The organism is Neorhodopirellula pilleata (assembly GCF_007859915.1).
Lineage (GTDB): Bacteria > Planctomycetota > Planctomycetia > Pirellulales > Pirellulaceae > Rhodopirellula > Rhodopirellula pilleata.
In genome coordinates this window covers 205,893-219,051 of sequence record NZ_SJPM01000012.1, presented here as the reverse complement: position 1 = coordinate 219,051, position 13,159 = coordinate 205,893, and the positions used below count along the sequence as shown (strand labels likewise).

The window sequence follows — 13,159 nt, the reverse complement described above, 5'->3', positions numbered from 1 at the left end:
GCGGCGGCGTCGGTGGCGGCAACGACGGCGGCAAGCAACGGCTCGAAAACGGAGACGCCACCGTGAGCATTTAGACGAACGATAGCACCGCCGGGAAGTTCGATCTCGATATTCGCCGGCACGACAGATAATTCTTGATTGTCCGGCACTTCGACCGCGATAAAGCCCGCCGGTTCGCAAGCGGCTTGTCGCAATCGTCTTCGCCACTGATAGAACGAAGCAACGCTATAGCCTTCGGCATGGCAGAATTCAGCGATGGTCGTCCCGGCATCGTCGAAACGCTCGATTCGCTCACGCCACTGCCTGGCGAGCTCGGGATTGGGAAACGCGTTCATGGTTTTCTCCTGGAGGTGGAAACAAACCTGTCACGCTAAACCGCCTGTCAACATGGGGAGATAGAACGCTTACCATCAAGGCGGTCTCGCGGATCTTGAAGACGAGCTTGTCGAATTGATCGGTCTCGCGAACCTCGATCTCAAAATTGCCAGGCGCATCGACATCGATCTTGTAGCCGGTCCGCTGCTTGATTTGTTTGCGGACCATCTTCCCGAGCGTACGCGAGGTCGCCGCCGTCGCATAACGTTCGGTGATCTGGGCCATGACCATCATCCCCGGGATCGTTAACACGACGACGATGATCCATTCGTAACCGACCAGTTGATTCCAATTCTGGTACAGGTACCAAATCATGTATCCGACGCTAACCGCCCAAATCAAGAAGGGTAAGCACTGCTGCACGATCGCCCAGATCATCGCCGGTGGCGAGATCAACGAAGCCTGATCGTCGCCCAACGTTTCGATCGACGCCGTCCGATTGGGCCGGCCTTCGGGGCGCTGCCAAGAAAATGTTTCGGCCACCGTCTTGTCCGTCGCGGGGTCCCAACCGTCGAGCCGAATGGGGATGCCCGCCTGATGAATCGCACGGGCCAATCGGGGCAGCTCCACCTGCTCGCCGATCCCGACGACTTCCTCGCTTCCGTCGTGATAGAAATAAAGTCCTGGATTGGGCCAACCGCTTTCCTCAGGCAAGACGATCGCCGCACCGGGGATCTTTTCTAAATGATAAGTGGTCGGAACGGAGTACTTCCCCATGTCGCCGCCGACGATGAGTTCTTTATCCGTCAGAATCGCTTGCCGACGGGAGTTGGTGCCGTCGAAAACCCACCACACAATCCCCACGGCCCCCAACGACATGAGTGCGACATTGATCCAGTCGATCGGCTGACCGTCGGGCGTCGCCGTCACCACGATCGACGCCACGCCCAACCCGAGACACGACAATAAAAACGTTAGAAAACACCATGCCGTCCAATGACGAACGCGATGAACAAAGAACCAGGGCTCATTCCAAACAAACCGATTTTTCTGAAAGAGTGCCATCTTGATCGAGCTATTCGCGACCTTGCCGGGTGTTCGTCGCAAAGCCTCCTCCACCGAGCCTACATCGGGAGCTTACGAACTGGCGCTGCGGTAGGCTCCCAACGCCGTTCGAAATACCCAACGGCTCGCCAGAATACTGAGCACGGTCGCGATCACGGCCCAGCCGACGAGCATCCATTCGTAATCCGTGCGTGGCGAAATCGGGCGGGCCAGCAATCTCGCCGGGACATTGACGACCACCAAAACCGGAATCACGAACGTGAACAATCCGTATAGCGGTGTCCCCCAACCACGGTTGTAAATCTCCATCGGATAGCGGCTGAAGTTCGTGATATAAAACCAAAAGTTATACAGCGTCTGATTGCGGCCCAGCCAAATACTCGTCGCCGACAAACAAATCATCAGGCTGTACATGATCGCGACACCACAACCGCAAAACAGCACATACAAGATCACTGACACAAGCGATGGCACATACGGGTCGACCTCCCGCGTCGCCAAGCGAGACAACGCCACGATCATGATCACCATCCCGGCCGCGAAGTTCGCAAGCGAACTCCAACTGACCCGCCGAAACGAAATCAAGAATTGCGTGTCGATCGGCTTGAGCAACGCGAAATCCAAACCGCCGGTTCGGATCAATTCGCTGAACTCCTCAGCGTTGGGCATGAAGAACGCCTGCACGATCGAATTGATGAACCAAGTCGTCGCCAAGAAAAGAAAGAATTTTTCTTGGTCCCAACCCGTGTCCGCCCCGATCGTCGAGGTGTATTGAAAGATGATCAGGTAAAAACCGACGTTCATCGCCGTCCATCCGAGACTGCTCAGACACTCGATCACGAAATTGGTTCGGAACGTCATGTCCCGCACCAAACTGTTGCGGGCGAACGTCATGAACACGCGGCGGTAACGAGCCATTTCGTTGAACATGCGTCAGCCTCCGTAGCCACTGTAACGAGCCACACCGCGGGCGTACGCGAAACGACAGACGATAATGAAAAACGCCAACCAAGCCGCCTGGATCGCCATCTCGCCGGCCAACTCATCCTCGGGAATTTTCCCCAAGAAAACCGCAGCCGGAAAGTATGCGAGATACTTCAGCGGTAACAAGTTCACGAACCATTCGATGTCGTCAGGCAACAACGACAGCGGGAACATGTGACCCGAAAGAAAAAAACTAAACAGCATATAGAGAAACAACAACGACGAGACTTCCAAGAACCAAAACCCGATCATCCCGATCGCCGCTTCCAAAAAGAATCCGATCGCGAATCCCATCACGAGTGAACCTAGGAATGCGATGAAAAGATGCGGCGGCGGGAACCCGTCGACGAAATAATCCCGACACAGAAAAAACACCAACGCGAACGGAGCGATCGCCACCGCGTAATAGGCGACCTTGTGGGCTATCCGGTTGAGTAACAAGAAACCGATCAAGTCGATCGGTTGGATCAAATAACGTTTGATCTCACCCTCGCGGATCTGCAACGCGATCCCCGACGCCAAGCCCGGCATCGATGAAAACGCCCGGGCGATCATCGTGAGCAGGTAATACGCCACCATGTCCCGAAACCCAAACCCGCCGATCTGAGCGGTCGGTTCACCGCCGGGATTTTCAGAAACAAGACGCTCACTACGTTGGCCCACTCCGGCCGCATCGATCGAATCAAAAATCGCCCACCACAAAAAGATCTGCGTGACGATCGGCAAGAACCGCATCAACGTGCCCAACGCAAAATCGCCACGATAAACGAGCCGTTCGGACAAGGCCGTCGAAAATACCATCCTCCAAACACTCAACCGGTTTGCGAAGTCGGATTGGCGATTGGACACGGTAGTGCGGGGGGAATGAGAAATGGTCGGATTCTTAGAAGCGTTACAGGTTTACAGGTTTACAGGTTTACAGGTTTACAGGTTTACAGGTTTACAGGTTTACAGGTTTATAGGTTTATAGGTTTATAGGTTTATAGGTTTATAGGTTTATAGGTTTATAGGTTTATAGGTTTATAGGTTTATAGGTTTGCGGGTTTGCGGGTTTGCGGGTCTCGACCTGTGACCTGTGACCTGTAAACCTCTAACCTCCCAAATCAACCGTCTTTCCTGTCCGGGCGCTTTCATAGATCGCGCAGATCAATTCAACGCTTCGTTTTCCTTCGGGTCCGTTGACGAGCGGTTCGTGTCCTTTCTCGATCGCCTCAAGAAAATCGTTGAACACCTCGGTGTGTCCGTGATGGCCGATCGCTGACGGATCGGCCGCTCCGCCGCCGGTTTCGGTCTTGCCGATCATTCGTTCGCGGATCGATTGGTCTTCGTCGGTCTCATGCTTGAACGTCCACTGTGTCAGGTCTTCCTCTTCGAGCACGGCACTGCCTTCGCTGCCGGCGATTTCGACCCGCTTGAGGGCACCCGGGAACGCGGTCGTGGTGGCTTCGATGACCCCCAACGCGCCGCATGCGAACTGAATGTTGGCGACGACGATGTCTTCGACTTCGATCCGCTCGTGGGTCATCGTACCCATCATCGCGGACACCCGTTTGACCGGACCCATCAGCCACAACAGCAGATCGACGCTGTGAATCGCTTGATTCATCAAGGCTCCCCCGCCGTCGAGCGCCCACGTGCCCCGCCACGCGCCGCTGTCGTAATACTCTTGGCTGCGGTACCACTTCACGTATGCGTCGCCCATCGTCACTTTGCCGAACCGACCGCCGTCGACGGCTTGTTTCATCAACTGCGACGATTCGTGAAAACGACTTTGGAAGGTAACGGCCAACTTCACGTTCGAGGCCTCGCAGGCGGCAATGATTTCGTCGCACTTTTCAGGGGTGACTTCCAACGGCTTCTCGACCATCACGTGCTTGCCCGCTTTGGCGGCCGCCACGGCGGGTTCCAAGTGCGCCCCCGAGGGTGTGCAGACGGCGATCGCCGCGATCTCGGGGTCGCCCAACATCGCTTCGAGCGTCTCGAACGCCTTGCAATGATTATTTTTCGCGAATTCCTGGGCCCGCTCGAAGCTGCGGTCGTAACAACCGATCAATTTCCCGTCGTGAGTGTCCGCGATGGCTTTGGCGTGAAAGTTCGAGATCATTCCCGAGCCGACGATTCCGATTCCGATAGTCATGAAGTGTTTGCGTTAATGAAAGGGAGCGAGTGAGATTGCCGAAAACTCGTGTACCTGCGGCGAAGGTGCGTTTTTTGCTAGGCCGAGTCGTTGGACGAACTACGTCGATGCGGAGCTAGGCGAATTCGTACGATCAGGATACGTTTTGAGCTTCCCTACCGCTACCGATGGATTGTCGTCCCATTGAAAACCACCGCCTCATCGTCGCGTCGCCGGGCTTCTGGGTCACCCGAGTCGGACTCTTCGCCTTTGCCGGTTCTGCGCAGCTTACACGACGTGCCCGCGATTCTAGATGCGGTCGCCTCAGTCGGGACGGTCCTGCAGCGGCAAAAACGTGACACGCCGCTCGCCTTTGCCGGCGTTTGGGGCGGCATTCGCGGTCTCTTGGCGGCGACGTTGACCAGGCACACGCCGCACGTTCTCGTATTGTTGCCCCAAGCCGTTGACGCGGACGTCGTTGCCGGGGACGTTCGATCGTTCGGAATATCCGACGTCGTCGCTTTGCCTTTGTCGGCCGGCGATGGCACCGGATCGTCCATCCGCGACGCCGATTACGCCGCCCGGTTGCAAGTCCTGCAATCGCTCCGGGCGAGGGACCAGGACAGCACCGAACCGCTCGTCGTGACCGCCTACATCGGGGCCGCGATCCAAAAAGTCCCCTCACGAGACCGATTGACTCGGGCGACCCGCCGGTTGACCGTCGGCGACGAAGTGGACCCCGAAGTGATTCGCAAATGGCTAGCCGAAGCGGGCTTCGCGGCGACGACTGCGGTTCAAGTCCCGGGCGAGTTCGCCAGCCGAGGTGGTTTGCTCGACATTCATTCACCCGACCAAACGACTCCGATTCGGATCGAATGGTTTGGCGACGAAATCGAATCGATCCGGCGTTTCGATCCGGCGACGCAGCGTAGCAATGAAACGATCACGAGCGTGGAAATCGCCGCCATCGGTGCCGACGGACCGGCCGGCATGTTGGTCATTCCCGAGGACGAATTCGATCCCGATGCGATGCCTCCTGAGGTAACGCCCCCGAACCCCGACCAGGTATACACCGAAGATACGATCGGGGCCGAGACGACCGTCGTCGATTACTTGCCCGAGGACACCGTGATCCTGTTGGTCGATCCGGCGGAATGCCAAGCGACCAGCGAAGCGTTGCTCCGACGCGTCGCCCGGACGGAACGTTTCGTCACGATGCCCGAACTGCTCGCCGGCCTGCACAGCCACCAGGTCGTCACGGGAAGTCTGCTCGCCAGCGGGAACGAAGACGACGTGGTCGACCTCCAAACCGCCGGCGCGGACAGTTTCGCGGCTTCATTGGACGAGACCAAAGCCCGAGTCGACAGCGTCGCGGCGGGTCACGAAGTCATCGTCGTCGGCGACACGCCCGCCGACGGACAACGCTTGACCGAACTGCTCGCCGACACCGACGCGGCCCGTTCGGGGCGGTTGCACATGACGGTCGCCGACCTCAGCGGCGGCTTTCGGTTGTCGCAAGCCGAAGTGCTCGTCCTCACCGGTGCCGAGCTGTTTCATCGCAGTCCCGTGCGCCGGGCTTCGACGCGCGTTCGCGGTAAACCGATCGATAGCTTCTTGCAACTGACCCCCGGCGATCTGGTCGTTCACCTGTCCCACGGCATCGGGTTGTATCGAGGACTCAACACGATCGAAAAAGGGGGCCAACATCAAGAACACCTGACGATCGAATTCGACGGCGGAACCAAGATTCACGTTCCCGCCACACGGATTCAATTGATCCAGCGATACGTCGGCGGCACCAAGACCCGTCCCAAACTCGCCAAGATCGGCGGCATCTCATGGACCAATCAACGCAAGGCCGCCGAATCGGCCGTTGTCGACATGGCCGACGAGTTGTTGGAATTGCAAGCCAAACGGGCCACCAAACGCGGCATCGCGTTCGACCCCGACAACGAATGGCAACGGCAGTTCGACGCGAGTTTTCCCTACCTCGAAACACCCGATCAGCTCACCGCCATCGACGCCGTCAAGGCCGACATGGAATCGCATCGACCGATGGATCGCTTGATTTGCGGCGACGTCGGTTTCGGGAAAACGGAAGTCGCGATGCGGGCGGCATTCAAAGCCGTCACGGCCGGCTACCAAGTCGCCGTGTTGGTCCCGACGACCGTGCTCGCCGAACAACACTATCATTCGTTCTGCAACCGGATGGCGGAGTTCCCCGTCGAGATCCGCAAATTATCAAGGTTCTGCACCGCGACCGAACAACGCGAAACGGTCAAAGAAATCCGTCGAGGCAAAGTCGATATCGTCATCGGCACGCATCGCGTCGCGAGCAAGGACGTCGACTTCAATAACCTGGGTTTGGTGATCATCGACGAGGAACAACGTTTCGGTGTGGCCGTCAAAGAACGCTTGAAAACCAAACACACCAACGTCGACGTCCTGACGTTGTCGGCAACGCCGATCCCGCGAACGTTGCACATGGCGCTCGTTGGTGCCCGTGATATCAGCAACCTGGAAACACCGCCGGCCGAACGGATGGCCGTCGAGACCAAGGTCACGCGTTGGGATCCGAAAATGATTCGCTCGGCCATCGTCCGTGAACTCAACCGCGGCGGACAGATGTATTTTGTGCATAACCGGATCGGCGACATGGTGGACTTGGCCGCCAAGATCCAGGAAGTCGTGCCGGAGATTCGCATCGGGATCGGTCACGGTCAAATGGGCGAAGGCGAACTCGAACAAATCATGATCGACTTCATCGATCACAAGTTTGACATGCTGCTAGCGACCACGATCATCGAAAGCGGTCTGGACATTCCCAACGCCAACACGATGTTCATCGACGACGGCAATCGATACGGACTGTCCGACTTGCACCAACTTCGCGGCCGCGTGGGCAGGTACAAACACCAAGCCTACTGTTACCTGTTGGTCTCGCCGACGAAACACCTCACGCCCGAAGCGAGCAAACGTTTGCGAGCGATCGAAGAGTACTCGCAAATGGGGGCCGGTTTCGCCATCTCGATGCGTGACCTGGAAATCCGAGGTGCGGGGAACTTGTTAGGCAGCCAACAGAGCGGTCACATCGCTGCGGTCGGCTACGAAATGTATTGCCAACTTCTTGAAGACGCCGTCCGGCAAGCCCAGAAGCTTCCGCCAAAGTTATCGGCCGAGGTCGACATCGACTTGCCGATCGAAGCTTACCTACCCGACGATTACGTGCCCGACTTGCGGCATAAGATCGACTTGTACCGACGGATGACCCGGATCGATCAAGCGAGCCAAATCGCGGGCTATCGGGAAGAGCTGATCGACCGGTTCGGCCCATTGCCCGACGCCGCCAAACGCATGATCGAATTATGCGAATTGCGACTCGACGCCGCGGCCTGGGGCATCGCGTCGATCACCAATAACGATCGTTTCATCGTACTGGAATACTCCAACCGACGCCGCATCGAACAACTCGTTAAGAACGCGTCCGTCCCGGTACGAATCGTCGACCATCGCAAAGCGTACATCCCGATCAAAGACTTCGACATGACGCACCCCAGCGGTCAAGCGTGGTTGCAATTAGCCCGAGCGGCGCTATGGATCGGCTGACACGATAACCGATCACTCCGGGAATATGATTCTGAGCTTCGGTTCATGCCGTCGACCGCATTCAAATGCATTGGAATCCGTCTGAGCTTGGAAAATTACGATCTATCTTGGTGTGCTTTATTTCGCTAGCTTACCCCGGTCATGCGGAGGGAAAGATCGCGTCGGCTTGGCAAGACTGGTTCAATTTGGGAGTCGAAAAAGGAATGTGGAGACGGCGATGAAGTGCTGGTTGAAATGGAGTTTATTCAGTGTCGCGTTGCTTGTTTCCGGGTGTCGCTCCACGCCCAAGCCGACCGCAGAGATCACGTCGGAGGTGGCCATGCCGCCGACCCAACAGGCGACCTGGAAACCGGTCACCTTTGTCGATAAAGCCGAACTCCAATCCGGCACCGGGGGAATGGACTCAAACGCCGCACCCGAGTTCTCGGTAACCGACTCAGGGCTTCGATATCGCATTTTGCGATCATCCGATCGGCAAAAACCGACCGCCTCAAGCACCGTGAGCGTCCACTACCGTGGTTGGCTCAACAACGGAAAAGTATTCGATAGCTCATACGAACGCGGCGAACCGACGACGTTTCCATTGAAAAATGTCATCGCCGGTTGGACCGAGGGGATGCAACTCGTCGGTGAGGGCGGGATGATCGAACTGTGGGTGCCATCCCGGTTGGGCTACGGCGAAGGTGGTTCACCAGGTTCGATTCCGCCCCATTCCAACTTGCACTTCATTGTCGAACTGGAAAGCGTGCGATAGCTAGTGGATGAACTGGCCCGCGAACTTGAGGTAGCTTCGATCTCCGTTCAGGCATTCGCTGTGCCGCTTCAGTGACGCATAGACGACTCGCAGCGCGTCGCTCCACAGATCATCCGAACTCAGCCCACGGGCGGTGCGGATGTCGTCCAGTGAATCGATAACCGAGCGAATGGTTGGATCCTCGTGCTCGTAATGACTGAGTGCACCACGCAAAACCTGCTCGACGCACTGGTCATCGAATTCCGGTAGCTCGCGTCCTGCGCCGACGAGCACGAATTCGATATTCTGCAAAAGATCGGTATGGCTGCGTGTGATCCTCCTCTCCACGCCACCGCTCACTTTCAGCGACTCGCTTACCACAACGATTGGCTCGGGACGGCTGGCCCGTCGCCTGGCGAAAGCCTTCAGTTCCTTCTTCCGCTTGTCCGCTTTCGTGGGCATGTTGCACTCCGTTTCTTCAAAGGATTGGGTTGATGTAGAAGTTTGATGCCAGGAAACACCGGTCCTTCCCGGAAACGCCTAATTCTTAATTATCTCACACAAAACGGCAAGTTCATTTCAGCAACTGTTTCATCTCAATACCGCGTCACGTCCGTGTCGATTCGGTTTTCTCTGGACTGCCCCGGTCATTCGATGGTGACAAGCAGCCTGATGATTGTCGAACGAATTGGCTTATTTTGGGTTTTCAGGCCACTCCAGAATTTGCATTTCCACCCGGTCGGCGAGCAGTCGTCCGCGAGGGGTGAGACGAATTCGGCCCGCGTGATGTTGCAGCAACTTGTGCGTGAAACAGCTCTCGATGATCGGCTGGAGTTCACTGGCGAAATCATATCCGAGCCGTTCGTTGAGAACATTCAGATCAATTCCATCGATTTGGCGAATACCGAATGCCGCCAACTCGCGGGCATGTTGATCCAAGGAAATGACTTCAGTCTCGATCGTCGCGTCGCCGCCGTCGAGCACGCGTTTGATGTACGTCGTCGGGCTGCGATGATTGACATGCCTTGCTCCATTGACGAATCGAGCCGCACCGGGACCGACGGCGTACCAACCCTGTCCATTCCAGTAGGCCGAATTATGTCGACTGCGGGCCGATGGCCGGGCGAAACTGCTGATTTCATAATGTTCAAACCCGGCGGCTTGCAGTCTGCGCCGACACTGGCGGTACATCGCGATGTCGGTGTCTTCGGGGACCTCTTGCAACTCACCGCTGCGCCGCCTCGACCAAAACTGCGTGCCCTTTTCATACGTCAAGCTGTACGTCGAGATGTGACGAATCGGCAACGTTGACGCGATCCGCAACTCCTCGTTCCATTGTTCGATCGTTTCGCCGGATGTCCCGAAAATCAAATCGATCGAAACGTTCGCAATGGATTCGCAGGCGCGCCGAACCGAGTCGATCGCTTGGTCGCCGGTATGTCCCCGCTGGAGCAGCCGCAGCTTCGCGTTATCAAACGACTGCACCCCTAAACTCAAACGATTGACGCCCGTATCAACGAGCATATCGAGTAACACGTTGGTGATGTCTTCCGGATTGGCCTCGACGGTGAACTCAACGGTGTCAGCGATTTGAAAACGGTTGCGAACGGAATCGATCAATCGTTCGAGCCGCGGCATTGAAAGTTGCGTGGGCGTACCGCCGCCGAGGTAAACGGTCTCGAGCGGAACATCGGCGGGATGATCGATCGACGCCAATTCCGTTTCGGCGGCGTGAAGGAACCGACCTTGCAAATCATCTCGTCCGGCGACGACGCTGAAGTTGCAATAGCCGCACCGGTGTCGACAAAACGGCACGTGGATGTAAAGCGATCGCGGAGTCGGCCAACCGCCGGGTGGAGCGGAGTTCACAGCCACAGTTTCAATCGATCGCCGAGCATATCGGGAAGCGTCTTTTTGACAAATCGTTTGATTTGCGGGTCCGTGTACCGCGTGCTCGCGTGCGAACCGATGATCAATTCGTTTTGAAACTGATCTCTGCGTTCTCGATAATCGTCGACGTGCATGTGCCCGTGTTTGTGAATTTTATCGCGGCGGTGTTCGGGTGCGGCGAAAGTCAGTTCACTGATCAATACCTTGGCATCATAAAACTCGGGGTTTTGATCAAGGCCCTTCGGGGCGGTGTCTCCGGTGTAAGCGAAGATCGGCACGCGGACCTCGTTGGTGATTTCTGTTCCGGCGAGTTTCAGGTCTCGGATCTGCTCGCCGGGAAGATCGAGGTATTCCGGCTTGAGCTTGTGGCGTCGTTGATAAACGATGAAACCCAGTGCATCGATGGTGTGATGAACTTCAACGGACTTCACGACAAGCTCGCGACCGATCGGAGTCTCATCCCCGCCGAGCAAACCGATTAGCTCACAGGGCATCGCACCACGGTCAAGCGAACGGAACGTTTGCAACATTTTCCAAGCCGTGTCGACGGCGGAGTCAGGCATGTAAATCACCGGCGGGTCCATCTTCATCATCCGCCGCCGGGATACGTACGCGGGCAAGGCCGCGATGTGATCGAGGTGAGCATGTGAGACGAACATCGTGGGGGTCCCCATAAAATCCCACGGCTGGACACCGACATCAAAAAGCAGCTTCAGTTCATTGACACGCCAACAGGTTTGTACCGCCGCACGGGAATAGCCTTCGATGGTGAGACCATCGTGGGTGTGGGAAGCGACGGGAACGTTTTCGAGCATGGGAAGAAAGTGGCGAGTAGCGAGTTGCGAGAAGCGAGAAGCGAGTAGCGAGTAGCGAGTAGCGAGTAGCGAGTGGCGAGTGGCGAGAGGAAAGCAGCCAACAGCCAACAGCCAACAGCTAATAGCTAATGCGCTACCTCATTCGGATGGGCATGTTGCTTTTTTCGATCGCTTCGGAGGCGTAGTTGTCGACTTCATTGACGTTCAGTTCAGCGGAGTAACGCTCGGTTCGAACGACTTCGATGTCTCCGTTTTCGTTTTCGGTCACGGCGGCTCCGTGGTGGCGGGTCAGTTCCAACATAGCCAGGAACCAGCCGATGTAGGCCGACTTGTGCTGGCCCGGTCGGACCAAATCGACCAATTCGACGCGAGGTTGCTCGGAAAGTTTTTGGTGGATGCGTTGCATGTAAACGTGAATCGGGGTGTCGTCATAGATAACCTCGGTCGGCGGCGGACCGGCTGATTCTCTCATGATTCGGCCGAACGCGCTGACCAAGTCCCAGATTTCCAACCCGACGATCGGTTGGTCGGCCGGATCGTTGCGGCGGGAGGGTAAATCATCCGAAAGGCGTTCGAATCGGGTTTGCCATCTCGTCGACATTTCGTCCAAAACCGACGCCGCGTCGCGAATTTCCTTGTACTGCAGCAAACGCTCGACGAGTGATTCGTGATTTTCCTCGATGACTTCCTCCTCGTCTTCGTCTTCGATCTTGGGCAACACCGATTGGCTCTTCATTTCCACCAGCGTGGCGGCCAGATCGACAAAATCACCGACTTCGCCGAGGTCCAATTCCTCCAATAAGTCGAGATATTCGATGTATTGGTTCACTAATTTCGCCAAGGAAATCTCCGAGAGCGACAGTTCTTGGCGGCGGACCAAGTACAACAACAAGTCGATGGGACCGCGATAAATCGGCAAATCGATACGGAAATTCATGAGGAATCGGGGGATTAAGCCGGGCGTTGGATGACGAAGTGGTGTCGGAGGTCGGCGCAGCCCTTGGCAGCGTAGGGTGTCAAAATTATCATGCCTGCCCTTCAGTCGCGACCCGCTCCCTTCTTTGCAGCCAAACGGCTGCGTTTTGCGTCATGGCCAACTCGAATCACCGACACCTCCTTTCCGCACTCGTTCAAAACGTGCCAGGCGTGTTGGCTCACATTTCCGGTATGCTCGCTTCGCGTGGATTCAATATCGATTCACTCGCCGTCGGCGAAACGGAGGACCCGAAACTGTCGCGGATGACATTCGTGGTCGTGGGTGACGATAGCGTCCTGGAACAGGTCCGCAAACAGCTCGAGAAGATCGTAACGGTCGTTCGCGTCCTCGATATCAGCTCCAACGACTTCGTCGAACGGGATCTGTTATTGCTCAAGGTGGCCGCCCCGGCGGGCAGCATTCGGGCGGAAATCCGTGAGCTGGTCGATATTTTCCGAGGCCAGATCGTCGACGTCGGTCCTGATGAAGTGATGGTCGAGATCAGCGGACGCGAAAGCAAGGTCCAGGCCTTCATCGAACGGGTCCGCCCGTACGGAATCAGCGAGCTGGTCCGCACCGGACGCATCGCGATGGTCCGCAGCGGATGCCAAACCGCCGCCAAGACCGGCAAATAAGTATTCACCCCATAACTTTCCACA

12 protein-coding genes are annotated in these 13,159 nt (G+C 56.7%); 3 read left to right on the top strand and 9 right to left on the bottom strand.

The genetic code is table 11. The features are described from left to right. The 5 genes from tnpA to Pla100_RS23265 form a co-directional block, all read right to left on the bottom strand. Positions 1–335, bottom strand: a 335-nt coding sequence (gene tnpA, locus Pla100_RS23285; RefSeq protein WP_146580666.1) for an IS66 family insertion sequence element accessory protein TnpA, incomplete at its 3' end; no start/stop codon positions are given. Then, on the bottom strand, positions 292–1,422 hold the full coding sequence (locus tag Pla100_RS23280; protein WP_146580664.1) for a hypothetical protein: 1,131 nt from the start codon (positions 1,420–1,422) through the stop codon (positions 292–294). The genes Pla100_RS23280 and tnpA, both read right to left, overlap by 44 nt. Positions 1,423–1,452: 30 nt before the next feature. Continuing rightward, positions 1,453–2,310, bottom strand: coding sequence for an ABC transporter permease (locus Pla100_RS23275; protein WP_146580662.1), 858 nt, complete (start codon positions 2,308–2,310; stop codon positions 1,453–1,455). A gap of 3 nt (positions 2,311–2,313) precedes the next feature. After that, the gene (locus Pla100_RS23270) at positions 2,314–3,165 is read right to left on the bottom strand and encodes an ABC transporter permease (protein ID WP_146580661.1); all 852 of its coding nucleotides are present in this window, start codon (positions 3,163–3,165) and stop codon (positions 2,314–2,316) included. A 289-nt stretch (positions 3,166–3,454) separates the two neighbouring features. Next, positions 3,455–4,501 carry a Gfo/Idh/MocA family protein gene (locus tag Pla100_RS23265; RefSeq protein WP_146580659.1) on the bottom strand — a complete coding sequence of 349 codons (1,047 nt, stop codon included), beginning with the start codon at positions 4,499–4,501 and terminating at the stop codon, positions 3,455–3,457. A gap of 249 nt (positions 4,502–4,750) precedes the next feature. Between Pla100_RS23265 and mfd the strand changes: the two genes are divergently transcribed. Beyond that, a complete protein-coding gene (gene mfd / locus Pla100_RS23260; RefSeq protein WP_146580717.1) occupies positions 4,751–8,086 on the top strand; it encodes a transcription-repair coupling factor in 3,336 nt (1,111 codons plus the stop codon). Between the two features lie 217 nt (positions 8,087–8,303). Further along, positions 8,304–8,840 (top strand): FKBP-type peptidyl-prolyl cis-trans isomerase, encoded by a 537-nt coding sequence (locus tag Pla100_RS23255; protein WP_146580657.1) that lies wholly within the window; start codon positions 8,304–8,306, stop codon positions 8,838–8,840. On the opposite strand, the gene Pla100_RS23250 is transcribed toward Pla100_RS23255, so the two are convergent. The 4 genes from Pla100_RS23250 to Pla100_RS23235 all read right to left on the bottom strand — a co-directional run bounded on the left by Pla100_RS23250 (position 8,841) and on the right by Pla100_RS23235 (position 12,461). Then, entirely contained in the window at positions 8,841–9,281 is a 441-nt protein-coding gene (locus tag Pla100_RS23250; RefSeq protein WP_146580655.1) for a hypothetical protein, read from the bottom strand. It abuts the gene before it with no gap. A 231-nt stretch (positions 9,282–9,512) separates the two neighbouring features. Further along, on the bottom strand, positions 9,513–10,688 hold the full coding sequence (gene hemW, locus Pla100_RS23245; protein ID WP_146580653.1) for a radical SAM family heme chaperone HemW: 1,176 nt from the start codon (positions 10,686–10,688) through the stop codon (positions 9,513–9,515). Continuing rightward, the gene (locus Pla100_RS23240; protein WP_146580651.1) at positions 10,685–11,524 is read right to left on the bottom strand and encodes an MBL fold metallo-hydrolase; all 840 of its coding nucleotides are present in this window, start codon (positions 11,522–11,524) and stop codon (positions 10,685–10,687) included. Before Pla100_RS23240 ends, hemW begins: the two co-directional genes overlap by 4 nt. A gap of 133 nt (positions 11,525–11,657) precedes the next feature. Beyond that, positions 11,658–12,461, bottom strand: a complete 804-nt coding sequence (locus tag Pla100_RS23235; protein WP_146580648.1) for a segregation and condensation protein A — start codon at positions 12,459–12,461, stop codon at positions 11,658–11,660. A gap of 152 nt (positions 12,462–12,613) precedes the next feature. Between Pla100_RS23235 and ilvN the strand changes: the two genes are divergently transcribed. Continuing rightward, positions 12,614–13,135 carry an acetolactate synthase small subunit gene (gene ilvN, locus Pla100_RS23230; RefSeq protein WP_146580646.1) on the top strand — a complete coding sequence of 174 codons (522 nt, stop codon included), beginning with the start codon at positions 12,614–12,616 and terminating at the stop codon, positions 13,133–13,135. The last annotated feature ends 24 nt before the right edge of the window (positions 13,136–13,159 follow it).